The following is a 17,313-nucleotide window of genomic DNA, read 5'->3' as shown; positions in this document are numbered from 1 at the left end:
AAGGTCTTATGAATTCGTTCTACTCGTAATTACATCCTTCATGCAACATCATCCAAAATCACGCTTGAAGTGTTCGGTTTGTTTGAAATTGGCGATGAATATCACACCATGAAAGAATAACACTTTTCTGTTGTAACTTTAAAATAAAGTTTGATTAAAGATATCCTTTTAACCCTAAAAAAAGCAAATAAACAAAGTAACCCGTCTTGATTTAAAATATCAAACTTTATTTAATACTAACACTGAAATGGAAAATAAAGACAGCCTGTGGTTTTGTAGCATCCACAGGCTGTCTTTAACAATAATTTTGTTATATAGATTTCTAACCATTTTCATGCTTTAATATATTATTTTGAAATAGTAGTATCTATCTGCTTGAGTTACCAACTATGTTGTAAAGTTACTAACTATGTTGTAAGGTTACCAACTATGTTGTAAAGTTACCAACTATGATGTAACTGGACAAAGAACAACCACTTAAATACATATAAGCAAATTACTCAACTGTAACAGATTTAGCTAGATTTCTAGGTTTATCTACGTCACAGTCTCTGTGAAGTGCTGCATAGTAGCTGATTAGCTGCAGTGGGATAACCGCTACTAGTGGGGCGAATAATTCATGTACTTTTGGAAGTACATAACGATCGTCCTCTTCATCAAAGCCTTCCATTGCAATGATACAAGGGTTTGCTCCACGAGCAACTACCTCTTTTACGTTTCCACGCACATTTAAGCTGACAGCCTGCTGTGTTGCTAAGGCGATGACAGGCGTACCATCTTCAATAAGTGCGATTGTACCGTGCTTAAGTTCTCCTCCAGCAAAGCCTTCTGCTTGGATATAAGAAATTTCTTTAAGCTTTAGAGCGCCCTCTAAGCTAATATAATAGTCCACGTTTCTTCCGATGAAGAAAGCATTTCTAGTAGTAGAAAGGTATTCTGTTGCAATCTCTTCAAGTTCTTCTTTAGTATCTACGATTGCTTGAACCGCATTTGCAACAATTCCAAGCTCTTGTACGACATCAAAGTCTAGCTCTTTGCCTTGGGATTTTGCGAATACAGATGCCGTGACCATTAGCACTGCTACCTGAGCAACATAAGCTTTTGTCGAGGCTACAGCAATTTCAGGACCAGCATGCAATAATAACGTATGATCCGCTTCACGAGAAAGTGTGGATCCAGGTACGTTAGTTACAGTTAGTGTTGGATACCCTTTTTCTTTGATTTTCACTAATACTTGGCGACTATCTGCCGTTTCACCAGATTGTGTGATGAAGATGAATAAAGGCTTTTCCGATAGAAGTGGCATGTTATATCCAAATTCACTTGAGATATGAACCTCTACTGGGATACCAGCAATTTTCTCAAAATACTCTTTACCGATTAGACCAGCGTGGTAGCTAGTTCCTGCTGCAATGATATACAGACGATCCGCATCTTTTAGTGCATCTAAAATGGCAGAGTCGATAGTAAGCTCGCCTTGCTCGTTTTGATAGGCTTGGATAATTTTACGGAGAACAGTTGGCTGCTCATCGATTTCTTTTAACATATAGTGAGGATATGTTCCTTTTTCAATATCACTCATGTCTAGTTCTGCTTTGTAAGAAGCACGCTCTACCTTTGCTCCATCAAGTGTTTGGATCTCTACTGATTCCTTGCGTACGATTACGATTTCTTGGTCATGAAGCTCGACGTATTGCTCTGTTACTTGTAGCATTGCCATTGCATCAGATGCAACCACGTTAAATCCTTCTCCCACACCCACTAGTAATGGGGATTTGTTTTTCGCAACATAGATCGTGCTTTCATCTTCATTATCGATTAAAGCAATTGCATAAGAACCATGAATCAAATGCAACGTTTTTCTTAATGCATCAACAGTTGATAGACCATCTTTTGAGAAGCGTTCGATTAACTGTACAATTACCTCTGTATCTGTATCAGAAGCCATTTGAACATCAGCCAAATAAGCCTTTTTCAATAAATGATAGTTTTCGATTACGCCATTATGCACAAGCGTAAAACGTTTCGTTGTACTTTGATGAGGATGAGCGTTTTCTTGGTTTGGAACTCCGTGAGTCGCCCATCGAGTATGACCAATTCCTAGGTTAGCACTTACATCACCGTCTACAGCTTCGCGCAAATCTGCGATACGTCCCTTTTCCTTAAAAACCATTACTCCATCTTCATTTAAAACTGCAATCCCCGCTGAATCATAACCGCGGTACTCTAATTTTTCTAAGCCTTTTAATAAAATTTCTTTTGCATCATTTTCACCGATATATCCTACAATTCCACACATAATATATATTCCTCCGTTATCATTCATGTCAAAATAAGCATACTAAAAAAAGCCTTAGCAATACAACGCCGGCTGGAAACGCACATAATCTATGCGATACCACTACTGCGCATATCCTAAACATTTTTTAAATACACATGCCTATTAAGCTAAGAATGCCTTCTTTTCCCCTTGGTCATTCAATCACTTGAATGGTTTCTGAAAAAGAATTACAACCGGGCAAATACGGTCGGGAGGCATCCGCCGAAATTTCGATAACCTCCACCTCGTCTGCTGAAAATTTGTTTCGTCCAATTTCTTCAGCTCAGGCGCTTTAATTGTTTTCCTTCTTTAACGCGTTACCTATCCTACCTTTCTACGCGATTACAAAATATTTTAATATAATGCAACTTCATCATTATATCTTCTCAGTATATGTGAGTCAATCGAAACGACAAGGCCTAAAGTACTGAGAAACCTATAAATAGAGAAAGAGACCTATCACTCATGGTCTCTTTTACTCATACTAAAACTGCTCCGTAAACAAGTGCTAGGATAATAACAAACGCAGGATGCAGCTTTACCTTCTCTAATAGTAGATAGCTTCCAACTATTAAAATAAGTGTTGATGGGATACCTAATCCACCTACTGATTCCTCTACGAATTGAATAGTCATCACACCTAATAGTACAGCAATTACTGGTCTTATGAGCTTTGTAAGGTTTTTAACTTCCGGTGCCTCTTTGTATTTTAATAGAATAGCCATCATACTAATCATAAGGATCAAGGAGGGAGCAACTGTCGCAAAGAGAGCAATAGCTGCTCCTAAAATCCCGCCCTCAGTATATCCAATATAGCCTGCCATTTTTGTGGCAATAGGTCCAGGCAAGGAGTTTCCAAGTGCTACTACTTCGCTGAATTCCTGAGTAGTCATCCACTCATAGTTCTCTACTACCTCATGCTCTACCAGTGGGATGGATGCAGGTCCTCCACCATAGCCTAATATGCCAGGTATAAAAAAAGCGAGAAACAATTGCCAATAAATCATTTACTTCCCCTCCTTTTTAATAGAGGAAAAAAGGCAATTGTCACACAGATTAATATGATGATTGCTGGATGTATATGCAGGAGCTCCATAAGCAGTGCAGCTAGTGCTAAGAGTAAAAAAGCCTTCCACCATCCAAAGGTTTCTCCAGATTTTTTGATAAAGTCCCAGGTCATTATTGCGAGCATAACTGCAACGACAGGAATAACTGCAGCAGTCATACCCTGCACCCTTGGAGAATCCTTGAAAGACTGGAGAAAACCTAGCAAGAGGATCATCAGCACCACGGTAGGAATGACAGAAGCAAGGAGAGCATTAACACAGCCCCAAAAACCGGCTATTCGATAACCAATATAGCCAGCCATCTTAGTAGCTATTGGACCTGGCATTGTGTTTGCCAATGCTAATGTATCGCCGAACTCTTCCTCATCCATCCATTTATATTTCTTAACTACCTCCTGATGCACTAGCGGTATAGAGGAAGGGCCACCGCCAAATCCTAGCATGCCTATTCGAAAAAATGCCTGGCTTATATCTCTTTGAAGTACTGGCTTAGGACGTACAGAGCCATCCTTCAAAGACTGATGTTCTACCACGTTGCAATAGCTCCATCCGTTCTCGATTCTGTTCCTCCTTGAAGGACTCCCGTTTCTGGGTTTCTCCAAATGATTTGCCCACGTCCAAAACTGCCGCCATCCGTTGCCACCTGAATATCATGTCCTTTTCTCACCAAGCTTTGCACCAAATAGTTAGGGAATTCAGGCTCTACATGTACCGTTTTGCCCCTCATCCACTGCCAACGCGGCATATCAAGTGTTGCTTGAGGATTTAACAAATAATCTACAGTGTTGGTTACAACCTGGAAATGCCCCTGTGGTTGCATATAGCCACCCATTACACCAAACGGCCCTACTGCTTCTCCGTCTTTCGTTAAGAAGCCTGGGATAATCGTATGGTAAGTTTTCTTCCCTGGCTTTAATACATTAGGATGTGACTCATCTAAAGAGAAATCATGTCCTCTGTTTTGCAATGCAATACCTGTGCCTGGAATGACAACACCAGAACCGAAGCCCATATAGTTACTTTGTATAAAAGAAACCATATTTCCTTCCTCATCAGCAGTTGCCAAATAGACAGTTCCCCCCTTTGGTAATTCATAAGGTTCGGGATCTGTAGCTTCGTCTTGGATTACCGCTTTGCGCTTTTCCGCATATTCCTCGGACAATAAATGCTCGACACTTACAGGCATTTCATCAGGCTCCGTTATGAATGCCTGGCCATCCGTAAATGCCAGCTTCATCGATTCAATTTGTTGATGAAGCGTATGAACACTTTGCCACTCGGGCTTATCCAGCTTATTAAATACATTAAGGGCCATCAAAGCGACCATACCCTGACCATTTGGCGGAATCTCCCAAACATCATAGCCTCGGTAGTTCACAGAAATTGGGTCTACCCACTGAGGCTGATAGGATTGTAGGTCACTTTTAGATAGATATCCCCCATGCTTTCTCATAAATCCATCTATTTGTTCAGCAAGATCTCCTTCATAAAAAGCTCTTGAATTTGTTTCTCCTATAGCTCGAAGCGTGCTTGCATGACCTGGAGACTTCCACACCTCTCCTATTTCTGGAGGGCGACCATCTGGAGCAAACGTATCAAACCATGCGTTGAATTCCTCTGTCGTAAAGCTCGCTTTAAACTTTTTGTATGCTATCTTCCAATACTTCCCTAAAATTGGGGACAGAGGATAACCCTCCTCCGCATATTGAATTGCAGGCTCTAGTACTTCTTTTAACGGCAATTTGCCAAACCTTTCTGATAAGGCTGCCCATGCAGCAGGAACTCCTGGCACCGTTATCGGCACTACTCCATGCACAGGCATCTTCTCTAAGCCTTGTGCTCTTAGCTTCTCAGCAGAAATAGACTGTGGTGCAGGACCTGATGCATTCAACCCATGAAGCTTTCCTTTTGTCCAGACTAAAGCAAAAGCATCTCCACCGATTCCATTGGAGGTTGGCTCCACCACAGTTAATGCAGCAGCAGTGGCAATAGCTGCATCAATGGCATTCCCACCCTTTTTTAATATATCTAAACCAGCCTGTGCCGCTAAAGGTTGTGATGTTGCAACCATACCTTTTTTAGCAAAAACGGTATTTCTCTTACCTGGAAATGGGTGATATAAGTAATCCATGATGTAATTCCCCTTTATATAATTTTTGTCCCTGCAAAGTGACAAGCAGCAAAGTGTCCTTCTTCTATTTGTTCCCATGCTGGCTTATCCTTTTTGCAAATATCTTGGGCTATCGGGCAGCGCGTATGGAATGGACAACCTGTTGGAGGATTCGCCGGGTTAGGTAGATCTCCTTGAAGTCGAATACGCTTCATATTCCGATTTACCGAAGGGCGTGGAATCGCAGACAACAATGCCTGAGTATAAGGATGCGTCGGATTTTTAAATAAATCCACCACTGTACCAAGCTCTACCGTATTTCCTAAATACATGACTAGCACTCGATCACAAAAATAACGAACTACCCCCAGGTCATGTGAGATGAACAAATACGAAAGACCGTATTTTTCCTGTAATGTTTTTAATAGCTTAAGAACTTGAGCTTGAACGGAAACGTCTAGAGCAGAAACTGCTTCATCACAGATGACAAAGGAAGGATTTAAAGCTATAGCTCTAGCTATTCCAATCCTTTGGCGCTGCCCCCCACTAAATTCATGAGGGTAACGCTCATAATGCTCTTCCTTTAGCCCAACTTCATTTAAGAGTTCCACCACAGCTTTGCGTCGCTCTACTTTGGATAAGTTCGTATGCATCACAAAGACTTCCTCTAACGCATGCCCAATTCTCTGTCTAGGGTTTAGGGAAGCAAAAGGATCTTGGAAAATCATCTGCATTTCCTTAACGAACTTTAACTTCTCTTTTCTCTTAAGGTTTTGAATTTCCTGCTCCTTAAATATTACTTTTCCATCCGTTAGTTCCTCTAGTCCTAAGATAGCTCTACCTAAAGTGGACTTCCCACAACCAGATTCTCCAACTACCCCTAGACTTTCTCCTTCGTAGAGCTTCAGATTTACTTCTTGAACTGCCTGGACATGCCCTTGAACTCTCTTTAATATTCCACCTTTTATAGGGAAGTACTTTTTAACTCCATTTAATTCAAGGAGGACCTTCTGATCAGTTTTGGGTGACGAGATGACCATTCTTTACTTCCTCCTCTTCCTCTTCATATAACCAGCAACTTACCGTATGTCCACGCTCGTCTTGAATCTCTTTTGGAGGTAGTACGCTACACTTTTCTGTCGCAAATTTACATCGGGGATGAAATCTGCACCCTTGAATGTCCTCATGTAAACTTGGAAGAGAACCCGGAATTGGCTCTAATTCAAAATCAGGATCATCTACATTTGGCACAGAATTTAAAAGCCCTTGGGTGTACGGGTGTTTTGGATTGTTGAAAATATCTTCAACCATACCTTCCTCCACCTTTTTACCTGCATACATCACCATCACCTTATCCGCTACCTCTGCTACTACTCCCATATCATGCGTAATAAGCATAATGCCCATATTTAACTTTGTCTTTAACTCATTGATTAGGTCCAAAATTTGAGCCTGGATTGTAACATCTAATGCGGTTGTTGGTTCATCTGCAATGAGCAAACCTGGGTGACATGATAGAGCAATGGCAATCATAACCCGTTGTCTCATCCCACCACTCAGCTCATGAGGGTACTGACTCATCCGTTTTTCTGGGTAAGGGATTCCTACTTGGTTTAACAGATCGATTCCTTGTTTGTGTGCCACTGATTTAGATAGTCCGTGATGAAGCATTAAAGGTTCTCTCAACTGGTATCCCACCGTCAATACGGGATTAAGTGCAGTCATAGGCTCTTGAAAAATCATTGATATCTTATTACCACGCATCTTTCTCAATTCTTCATATGAAAGACTTTGGATTTCTTTTCCTTCATACTTGACTTGGCCTGCAGCTATTTTACCGTTGCTTGGCAAAAGACCAATGACTGACAAGGATGTAATACTCTTACCACAGCCAGACTCTCCTACAATGCACAGTGTTTCTCCTTTTGAAACAGAAAAGGAGACATCTCGCACAGCTTGAACGTTACCGTCTGCTGTACGAAATTCAGTTACTAAATTGTTCACTTCTAATAATGTCTCCCTCATCGGATATACCTACTTTCCAGTTACATTTTTTAATGACCATTTACCAGTAGAATCAAGGTCCAACCCAGTGTATTTGTTATCCAAAGCAGATGTAACAACTCCATGATACATAACTACTACTGCATTCTCGTCTAACATTAATTTATTTGCTTGATTAAGTAACTTCGCACGTTCTTCTTGGTCAACTGTAGTACGTGACTGCATTACTAAGTCATCAAATGCTGGATTACTATACTGTGCACGATTTGACGCACCTACATTGTCACTATGAAAGTTAGGATAAAATAATTCAGAACCGTCTCCAGTAACATTTGACCAGCTTAAGAAGGTTAAGTCATATTCCCCTGCACGAGCTGAATCTAAATAAGTAGCCCACTCCATAGACTCAATTTCAACCTTGAACCCTGCTTCAGTTAATTGAGCTTGAACAATTTCAGCCATTAAAGTTGTATTAGCACGGTTAGCTGTTAACAGTTTAAAGGTTTGGTCACCATATCCATTTTTCTCTACTAATTCCTTTGCACGCTCCAAATCATAAGGAGTTCCTGCATTATCTGCTGACTCATCATATCCAAATACTTTTGGTCCTATTACACTATCACTTCTTACACCTAATCCGTTCAATTTAGTGACAAATGCATCACGATCGATTGCTGAGGCTACTGCTTCTCGGAAATCAGGGTCTTGGTTTCTTTCTCTTAGATGGTTAAATGCAAAATAATAGACTGGAGAACCATCAATTTTTTGAATATCAATACTGTCCATCGATTCTAAACGATTGATTTGCTCTGTTGGTAGGTTATCGATAAATTGAACCTCGCCTGTTTGAAGCATCGAAATGGCAGTAGAAATCTCAGGAACTACCTTGAACACTACTTTCTTTAAGTCAGGTGCTCCTCCCCAATATTCCTCGTTCGCTTCTAGTTCCAACTTGTCACCTGGAGTCCAACTAACAAATTTAAATGGTCCTGTACCTACAGGCTCTTTCATCAAATCCTGCTTCTGGTCAGCAGTTGGGCTTATGATTGCTGCATTTGAATGAGAAAGTGCTGCTAAGAATGCCCCATATGGATATTTCGTTGTAATTTTAACAGTGTTTTCATCCTCGACTGTAATTTCTTCCACTGATTCTAAAAGAGATGCACGTGGTGCTCCTGTTGCTGGGTCACGTAATTTGTCAAACGTATATTTAACCGCTTCTGCGTTAAACGGAGTTCCATCATGGAACTGTATGCCTTCTCTTAGTTTAAAGATCCATGTATTTTCATCTGGATTCTCATAGGATTCTGCTAATTTAGGTTCAATCTCTAATGTTTCTGAGTTGCGCTGAAAAAGTGTCTCATATACTTGTTCAATTACATTTGCTGAAGGAGAATCATTTGTCATGGTTGGAGACAGGCCGACCGCATCAGTTGTAGTAGCATAGGTAAAGGTATCTCCACTAATGTCACTTCCTGAGCCTCCGTTTTCTTTTGGAGCTGATGAAGACTCTCCTCCAGAACAAGCTGCTAGAACGATTGATACAACAAATAATAAAATAAATAACCATTTTTTCTTCATTTTCATATTCCCCCTATTTTCTATTTTTTATTGGATGTCCATATTTGGATCTAATGCATCTCGTAATCCGTCTCCTAATACGTTAAAGGCAAATACAGTTAACATAATTGCTATCCCAGGAATAATTGTTAAATGCGGTGACGTCCACATATAGCTTTGCCCTTGTGCAATCATTGCCCCCCATTCTGGTGTAGGAGGCTGTGCCCCCAATCCTAAGTAACTAAGAGAGGCTGTGGAGAGGATAGCTGTTCCCATTCTCATTGTTGCAAATACGATAATTGGTGCCATAGCATTCGGAAGAATATGACGAATCATAATCCTTAAATCAGAAGCACCTAATGATTTTAAAGCCATAATATATTCTTTTTGTTTTATAGAAAGTACTGATCCTCTCACTATGCGAGCACAGCTTGGTATGGACCAGATACTAATCGCTATTGCTACGTTAACCAGGCTGGTACCTAATATAGCAATGATTAGCATAGCTAGTAGAATACCCGGGAAGGAAAACAGCAAATCTACTATTCTCATAATGATTCCATCTAGTTTTTTATAATAGCCCCCGAGCAAACCAAGCGTAATACCTCCTAGCAGACCAAGAACGACAGCTGCTATTCCGACTAAGAGAGAAATTCTAGAACCATAAACGATACGAGACCAAACGTCTCTACCATAATTATCTGTCCCCAACCAATGCCCTTCTGAAAAGATAGGGAGTTCACTGGCTACTAGGTTTTGTTTTGATGGATCATGTGTGGCTAAGGAGGGAGCAAATACCGCTATGAAGATTAGCCCCAAAATAATAGCAAGACCAACTACTGCTAATTTATTTTTCATGAGGCGTTTCATCGTCGTGACGTATACCTTATCCTTCTTTTTTGTTGCAGTTGGAAGATTATTGTTTATTGAAATAGTATTCGACATATGATCCCTCCTTCTTAGTCATAACTTATCCTTGGATCGATGAATGTATAGACAATGTCTACGATGAGATTCACAACCACGAATAGTGTGGCTACTAATAATACGGAAGCTTGCACCATCGGGAAGTCCCTTTGTGCGATAGCGTCTACCATCAACCTTCCAACACCGTTAATCGCAAATACTTTTTCCGTGATAATTGTTCCTCCGAGTAAACCACCAAAGTTAACACCAATCACAGTAACTACTGGAATCATTGCGTTTTTTAGAGTATGTACCCAAATGACTGATCTTTCTTTCACACCTTTGGCTCTGGCCGTTCTTACATAGTCGGCTTTAGCCACCTCGAGCACTGAGGATCTTGTCATTCTTGCAATCATTGCTGCAGCGCTAGTGCCCAATGTAATTGCAGGAAGGATCATTTGTTTAAAGCCCTCAGCTGTATAGAATGGTGCTGACAGTCCACCTACTGGTAGCCATTGCAGATTTACAGCAAATACTAATATTAACAATGCACCTAACCAAAAATTTGGTATGGATATCCCGGCAAGTGCAAAAGTAGTTGACGTCACATCGAGCCATGAATTTTGTTTTAATGCTGATATCAATCCCGCTACCACACCTATTATGATGGCAACTATCATACTCGCAATTGCCAGCTTAAAAGTATTCGGTAGCCTAATAGCTATTGCTTCTGAAACGGATTGTTTAGATTGATAGGAATAGCCAAAGTCTCCTTGAACCGCATTTTTAACATATCGACCGTACTGAACTAGGAAAGGATCATTTAATCCCAAGTTCTCTCTTATTGACTCCAAATCAGATTCGGTCGCTGTCGGTCCTCCTACCATTGTGGCAGGATCCCCGGGTGCAATGTACATGGAGGAAAACACTAGAAATGATATACCAAAAAGCAAGAAAAGAAGCTGCATCCCACGCCTTACAATTAAAGAAACCAAAATCCCACCAACCTTTTCTACATTTGTTAATCTTTTTTTTATTTTTGATTAACAAATGATTGAATTTTAATAATTTTGATTATAATACAACTATCAATAAAAATCTATATGAATTTTCAAATAAATTTATTTATTTGATTTATTCTTTACATTTAGACTAAATAATTAATTTTACATTACATTTTGAATATTATATCTGCTATATCATTACTTTATGTTTTGTTATTTTTTTCATTTAAAGTAAACGCTTCCATTCTTTCTGTCCATGCAAAAAGGCATCCTCAAGGGGATGCCTTTTATAACTTTAAGCCACTACGGCTTTTAAACCTTCTTAATAAAATATGACTCTCAACTCTAGTAATACCTTCTAATGCGTATAACTCTTCGTTGATGAATTTTTCAAGACTAAGGAAGTCATCAACCAACACGTGCATATGTAAAGTGGAAGGTCCTGTCATTTGGTAGCAGCTAGCAACACTAGGATTGTTCGCTAGTTTCTCTGCGACTTCCACCAATGATGATGGTTCACAATCCACTTCAAAAAAGCCCGATACCCCTTTGCCTACTTTTTCCGAATTAATCACTACAGTAAATCTTTCAATAACTCCTTCTTTCTGTAGTTGATGTACTCGTTCTCTCACAGCAACCCTAGATAAATTTAACTCCTTCCCAATATCTACATATGATAATCGGCCATTAGCAGTTAACAGTTCTAGGATTTTTTTGTCTATCATATCTATTCCCATTTTTTCACACCCCTCATTTCTATCATAAATTATTAACTTTACTTTAGAAAGCAAAAATAACATTATACAGACATAATGTAAAGAATTAAACAATATATTACTATTATCGAAATAAAAAGCAATATATATATTAACTTAAACACACAAAAAGACACCCTTGCAGGGTGCCCTCCTTCATTATACTTTTAAGCCAACAGTTTAACAATTTCACGGTTGAACGCTGGAATGTCATCTGGTGTACGACTAGTAACTAATTGTTTTTGACAAACGAAAACCTCTTCGTCATGGAACTTAACTCCTGCATTTTCTAAATCTACTTGAATAGATTTATATCCAGTTGCATCTCGACCATTGAGTGTTTTAGCAGTAATTAAAAGCTGAGGTCCATGACAGATTGCAAATACGGGTTTTTTAGCATCCATAAAGTATTTTGCAAATTGTACGAAACGATCATCTGCTCTTAAAATATCGGGAGAAAATCCACCAGGAATGAATAGTGCATCAAATTCTTCTGGCTTCACATCGTCAATACCATAGTCAATCGTTACATTTACTTCACCATTTTTACCGGTTACTTGTTTCCCAGCCTCTTGTTCAATAGCGAATACCTCGTGTCCAGCTTCGTTTAATGCTTGTGCCGGTTTCGCATATTCCGAGTCCTCAAACATGTTTGTGATTAATGTTGCTACTTTAGCCATTTCCTCACTCCTCAATTGTTTGTTCTCTCTTATAATTCCACTAAAAAAGCTATATTAAACATCTTTAATGAAAATTAGAAAGAAGGGCTTTTGATAATTTATTTATAAGAATTTTTTAATCAAAAAGGCTACTAAAGTATTCGATTTATTTTACTTATATGGTTTATTTGTTAAATATAAAACTAAAATCAACGGGGAAGGTTAGTTTAGATTAAGAAAGTAGTCGAATATTAAAAGGGGGAATATATATGTTAAAAAAGATAATTATTAGTATTATTTTAGGAGGTTTATTTGGTTTTATAAGTCATATTATAATCAGTTCGCGACTATACTTACCGGAAGATATGTTATTTTTTTCAACGTTTTTAGGTGTTATTTTTGGTTTATTAATTTGTTTAATTGTTGATGTAAATAAACAAATTGGAATTAATTCTACGGGTGCATAGTAAAAAGCAATATCGAAGTAAAATGAGCCAGGAGAAAATATCCTAGCTCATTTTTATATGTCTTTTTCAACTTTTCCTTTAACATAGCCAACAAAAAACCCCGACCGTAATTCTACCGGTCAAGGTTATATTATATCTTTAGTCTACTAATCCCATTTCTGCTTTTACTACTTCAACTATACGATTTACATATTTCTCACAGTCTTCTACGGTAGAAGCCTCTACCATTACGCGAACTAATGGTTCTGTTCCTGAAGGACGAACTAACACGCGTCCGTTACCAGCCATTTCTGTCTCCACTTCACTAATGATTGCAGCTACTTTATCATTCTCAGTAACAGCATGCTTATCAGTAACGCGTACATTTACTAGCTTTTGAGGAAAGACTTTCATTTCAGCTGCTAGCTCAGAAAGTTTCTTCCCTGTTACCTTCATAATGTTTACAAGCTGTAAGCCGGTTAACAAACCATCACCTGTAGTATTGTAATCTAGGAAGATAATATGACCAGATTGTTCTCCACCCAGGTTGTAACCATTCTTCTTCATCTCTTCTACAACATAACGATCTCCAACAGAAGTTTTTACACTTGTCATATCATTCGCCTCAAGTGCTTTATAGAAGCCCATGTTACTCATAACAGTAGAAACAACTGTCTTGTTGTTTAATCGTCCTAGGGAATTAAGATATTTTGCACAGATATACATGATTTGGTCGCCATCAACGATGTTCCCTTTTTCATCTACTGCGATAATTCTATCTCCATCACCATCAAATGCTAATCCAACATTTGCTCCCTTTTCAAGAACAAACTTAGCTAAGCCTTCTGGATGTGTAGACCCTACACCATCGTTTATATTCAAGCCGTTAGGCGAAACTCCCATTGTCGAAAGGTCGGCATCTAAGTCAGCAAATACATGAGTACCTAAGGAAGATGTTGCACCATTCGCACAGTCTAAGGCTACATGAATGCCTACGAAGTCTTCATCAATTGATTGCTTAAGATATTGAATGTATTTTTGACCGCCTTCGAAGTAATCGGATACGGATCCGACACCACCACCTGTGGGTCTTGGCAATTCATCCTTCTCTGCATCAAGCAACTGCTCAATTTGTTCTTCTTGCTCATCCGTAAGCTTAAACCCATCTGAACCAAAGAATTTGATACCGTTATCTTCCACGGGGTTATGGGAAGCAGAAATCATTACACCAGCATCTGCGCTCATTACACGTGTAAGATAAGCTACTCCCGGTGTACTAATAACACCTAATCGCATTACTTCCACTCCGACAGATAAAAGACCAGCAACAAGCGCGCCCTCTAGCATATGTCCAGAAATACGTGTATCCCGTCCAATGAGTACCTTTGCTCGCTCTTTAGTATCTTTTGTTAAAATATATCCACCAAAGCGACCTAATTTAAATGCTAATTCCGGTGTTAATTCCTCGTTTGCTACACCTCTTACTCCGTCTGTACCAAAATATTTTCCCATTAATCTTCTCTCCTTAATTACCTGTTATCCTGCTTTTATGCGTCTTTTATCATTAATTTTGCTTCGGATTCAGATGTTTGCCATTCTACATTAGAAGGACCATCAATTTGAATAGGAAGAATTCTTTCACCAACTTCTATGTTTTGGGCATCTACGTAGATAGAAATGTCCCCTGACTGAATATCTTTCAAGGCATCCGGTGTTCCCTTGGCCACAACAGAAATTATTCCATCAGTAGGTGTTTCGAAGCTACTCGCTAGCTGCTCTGGTAATCCTTTTACAGCTATCCTCATTTCTGTAAAGGACTTCTCTGTTATCTCATCAGCTACAGCTGTGTCCTCATCTTCCTTCTCGGCTTCATCCGTACCGTTGGAAGGGGGTGTTGCGCTTGTAACATCTGCTTTTATATCAATTTTTTCTTGAGATAATTTGGTCACTCCCTCAGGCACAACCATTTTAACACTGATTGACCCAGTGTCTTCAATTTTACTCACATCTACATCGACATTCAACCTATCAATTTTATCAACAACTGACCTAGGACCATATACCCGCACCTTCTGAGTCGCTGTTGATAGTGCATTAATAGTTAAACCTTCCTTTGGAGTTCCTTTTTTCGAAAGCGAGATAGGTACTTCTTTACTGTATTCTTCAACTGTCACTTTAACATTTACAGTTCTCGGCTCAACAGAGACATCAAGCTTATTAAGATCCAAATCAAGCACTCTAACGCTAGCTTCTTGCTCAAAGGACTTATCTATGCCTTTTTCGCTCGAAATGGTTGCTTTTACATAGCCTATAGATTGTATAACACTTTTTGCTCCTGTTACGTTTACTGTTCGAGGTTCTACAGAAGAAGTCATGACATAGTTCTCTGCTAACAGGCTTTCATTCATGTCAAGATCTACCCGGAATTCCTGGGTGATTTTTTCTTCAATTACTACATTCACATATACGGGGTCTGTTCGGACCTTTAATTTTTCTGAGAAATTTTCCTGTGATATAGCAACTCTATGTTCGCCCATTGGAAGTTCTCTTAAGTCTACAAACAGCTTGTAGTCCTTCATAATCTTTGCCGAAGTCACAAAGTTTGCAGGGCCTTGTATATTTACATCTACCGTATCTGGAACTCCAGTGACGACTAAATTTTCATCATCATAATAGACTTCTACTGGAACATCCCTTAATACGTCAATTGCATTGTTGCTAGAGTTCTGATGATCAGATTCCAAATCCGATTTCACGGAAACAAACAGCAATATGGCAAAGGTAAGTGTAATAATTCGCAAAAGCCACGGATTATTCATCATTTTATCCATTTTGTTTCCCCCTCCATCGCCACTTAGAAGGTGTCACTTGCTCCTCAGTTGGACCAAACCAAAGTCTTGTTAAATGATTTTTAAATTCATCCATTGAAAGATTTCGATGTAGGTCTCCGTTAGAAGTAAGGCTTACTGCTCCTGTTTCCTCTGAAACTACAATTGTAATAGCATCTGTGACCTCACTAAGCCCTATTGCAGCTCTATGCCTTGTTCCAAGCTCCTTCGAGATAAAAGGACTTTCAGAAAGTGGTAAGTAACAGCCAGCAGAAACAATCTTATTTTTTTGAACAATAACCGCCCCATCATGTAGTGGCGTATTTGGAATAAAAATATTAATCATTAACTCAGAAGTTAAGTGGGCATTTAAAGGTATTCCCGTCTCAATATATTCTGTCAATCCAGTCTCTCGTTCGATGGAAATTAAAGCACCAATTCGACGCTTTGCCATATAGCTAACAGACTTGGTCATTGCTTCTATTAGACGAGTCTGCTCTTCTTCCTCTTGTAGAGAGCTTCTAGAAAACAATTTCCCCCTACCTATTTGTTCAAGTGCTCTTCTGATCTCAGGTTGGAAAATGATAATAATTGCTAAGAAACCATATGTGATAACTTGATTTAACATCCAGCCAAGTGTATCTAAACCTAGAAAATCAGTTACTACTTTTGCAATAACGATGACAAAGATACCTTTTAATAATTGAACTGCTTTTGTACCTTTAATAAGAGTAATTAATTTATATATAACGAACCATACGAACAAAACGTCTAATATATTGACGATTACGTTCACTGGCATCAAGTCTGTAAATTGTTCCATAAACGACATTGGGCATCCCCCACTTTTTCTCGCAAATCCATATAAAGTAAGTATAACATATTTGAAGTATAGATTTCTCGTTCTAATACTAACGCAAAAAGTCTATCCAGGTTCCTGGATAGACTCCTTTTTTAAAAAGATAGGATAATATATGTGTTTCTCGGGGTATTTATTTCTATTTTTATTCTTCAGTCTTATCGCTTTTAAAGAAAGAGGTAATTTCATTAGCAGTATCTTTTATGGTATACCATAACCAGTCAAATGCTTTGTTAATTTCCTCACTTTTACCTGTAACATTGGCTGTGGAAGCCATATATTTAGAACCGTCGATAATGGACCCATTAATCACTGTTAAATTGCCGTCCAATTCTCCATCAACGCGCACATCACCATTCTTAACTATCAAATCTCCTTTAACGACTTGTCCCTCAGGGATTATAACTGTTTCTCCCTCGACAATAACATTCTCTTGCTTTGTGAATGAAAACTGTTGGTCGTTATTATAATTGGAGAAAAGGGCACTACTCATTAAAAGCATAAACATAGCTGCTGCCGTAAGAACAGGATGCTGTCTAAACCATCTGCTTACACCTGTATGTGATTTTTCTTTTGGAAGTCTAGACATAACTGATAGAGTAAAATCATTTGGTGCCTCTACATGAGCTGCTCCTTTTACAAAGGCTACTACATCGCTTAACTCATGCATATGATTGCGACACTCTTGGCACGACTGCAAGTGTGACTTGAGCTCCAGCTCGTGTTCACGACTAATTTCACCATCTAGATATTCATGCATATAGTGAACAATTCGTTCTGGACACGCACTCATCA

The 17,313-nt window shown here is 39.0% G+C and carries 16 protein-coding genes; 1 reads left to right on the top strand and 15 read right to left on the bottom strand.

From position 1 onward, the window contains the following. Positions 1–496: 496 nt before the first annotated feature. The 11 genes from glmS to MKX96_RS01295 form a co-directional block, all read right to left on the bottom strand. Complete coding sequence (gene glmS / locus MKX96_RS01345) at positions 497–2,299, bottom strand: glutamine--fructose-6-phosphate transaminase (isomerizing) (RefSeq protein WP_340881436.1); 1,803 nt, start codon at positions 2,297–2,299, stop codon at positions 497–499. 500 nt (positions 2,300–2,799) lie between these two features. Beyond that, positions 2,800–3,327, bottom strand: a complete 528-nt coding sequence (locus tag MKX96_RS01340) for a chromate transporter (protein ID WP_340881435.1) — start codon at positions 3,325–3,327, stop codon at positions 2,800–2,802. Then, positions 3,324–3,830: a chromate transporter gene (locus MKX96_RS01335; RefSeq protein ID WP_445678205.1), complete on the bottom strand. Its 507-nt coding sequence runs from the start codon at positions 3,828–3,830 to the stop codon at positions 3,324–3,326. The genes MKX96_RS01340 and MKX96_RS01335 overlap by 4 nt, the downstream gene beginning before the upstream one ends. Before the next feature lie 83 nt (positions 3,831–3,913). Then, positions 3,914–5,518: a gamma-glutamyltransferase family protein gene (locus MKX96_RS01330; protein WP_340881432.1), complete on the bottom strand. Its 1,605-nt coding sequence runs from the start codon at positions 5,516–5,518 to the stop codon at positions 3,914–3,916. Between the two features lie 14 nt (positions 5,519–5,532). After that, a complete protein-coding gene (locus tag MKX96_RS01325) occupies positions 5,533–6,537 on the bottom strand; it encodes an ABC transporter ATP-binding protein (RefSeq protein WP_340881430.1) in 1,005 nt (334 codons plus the stop codon). Beyond that, a complete protein-coding gene (locus MKX96_RS01320; protein ID WP_340881428.1) occupies positions 6,512–7,522 on the bottom strand; it encodes an ABC transporter ATP-binding protein in 1,011 nt (336 codons plus the stop codon). The genes MKX96_RS01325 and MKX96_RS01320 overlap by 26 nt, the downstream gene beginning before the upstream one ends. A gap of 9 nt (positions 7,523–7,531) precedes the next feature. Continuing rightward, complete coding sequence (locus MKX96_RS01315; protein WP_340881427.1) at positions 7,532–9,082, bottom strand: glutathione ABC transporter substrate-binding protein; 1,551 nt, start codon at positions 9,080–9,082, stop codon at positions 7,532–7,534. A gap of 27 nt (positions 9,083–9,109) precedes the next feature. After that, positions 9,110–10,006 carry an ABC transporter permease gene (locus MKX96_RS01310; protein WP_340881426.1) on the bottom strand — a complete coding sequence of 299 codons (897 nt, stop codon included), beginning with the start codon at positions 10,004–10,006 and terminating at the stop codon, positions 9,110–9,112. 14 nt (positions 10,007–10,020) lie between these two features. Further along, positions 10,021–10,962: a nickel ABC transporter permease gene (nikB, locus tag MKX96_RS01305; protein WP_340881424.1), complete on the bottom strand. Its 942-nt coding sequence runs from the start codon at positions 10,960–10,962 to the stop codon at positions 10,021–10,023. A 296-nt stretch (positions 10,963–11,258) separates the two neighbouring features. Further along, positions 11,259–11,708 (bottom strand): Lrp/AsnC family transcriptional regulator, encoded by a 450-nt coding sequence (locus tag MKX96_RS01300; protein WP_340881422.1) that lies wholly within the window; start codon positions 11,706–11,708, stop codon positions 11,259–11,261. Between the two features lie 185 nt (positions 11,709–11,893). Further along, positions 11,894–12,406, bottom strand: coding sequence for a type 1 glutamine amidotransferase domain-containing protein (locus MKX96_RS01295; RefSeq protein WP_169360610.1), 513 nt, complete (start codon positions 12,404–12,406; stop codon positions 11,894–11,896). 248 nt (positions 12,407–12,654) lie between these two features. Between MKX96_RS01295 and MKX96_RS01290 the strand changes: the two genes are divergently transcribed. Next, positions 12,655–12,852, top strand: a complete 198-nt coding sequence (locus MKX96_RS01290) for a hypothetical protein (protein WP_340881421.1) — start codon at positions 12,655–12,657, stop codon at positions 12,850–12,852. Positions 12,853–12,990: 138 nt separating this feature from the next. Here the strand turns inward: MKX96_RS01290 and glmM are convergent, their stop codons facing one another. From glmM to MKX96_RS01270, 4 genes are all read right to left on the bottom strand, one after another. Further along, positions 12,991–14,343: a phosphoglucosamine mutase gene (gene glmM / locus MKX96_RS01285; protein ID WP_340881419.1), complete on the bottom strand. Its 1,353-nt coding sequence runs from the start codon at positions 14,341–14,343 to the stop codon at positions 12,991–12,993. A gap of 35 nt (positions 14,344–14,378) precedes the next feature. After that, positions 14,379–15,662 (bottom strand): CdaR family protein, encoded by a 1,284-nt coding sequence (locus tag MKX96_RS01280; protein ID WP_340881416.1) that lies wholly within the window; start codon positions 15,660–15,662, stop codon positions 14,379–14,381. Next, a complete protein-coding gene (gene cdaA / locus MKX96_RS01275) occupies positions 15,655–16,491 on the bottom strand; it encodes a diadenylate cyclase CdaA (protein WP_169360613.1) in 837 nt (278 codons plus the stop codon). Before cdaA ends, MKX96_RS01280 begins: the two co-directional genes overlap by 8 nt. Before the next feature lie 172 nt (positions 16,492–16,663). Continuing rightward, entirely contained in the window at positions 16,664–17,311 is a 648-nt protein-coding gene (locus tag MKX96_RS01270) for a zf-HC2 domain-containing protein (protein ID WP_169360621.1), read from the bottom strand. Between the last annotated feature and the right edge of the window lie 2 nt (positions 17,312–17,313).

Origin of the sequence: Psychrobacillus sp. FSL W7-1493 (genome assembly GCF_038004905.1) — a bacterium.
In the GTDB taxonomy this organism is placed as follows: Bacteria; Bacillota; Bacilli; order Bacillales_A; family Planococcaceae; genus Psychrobacillus.
Note: the sequence above shows the minus strand (reverse complement) of the source record. Positions and strands in the feature narration are given on the sequence as shown.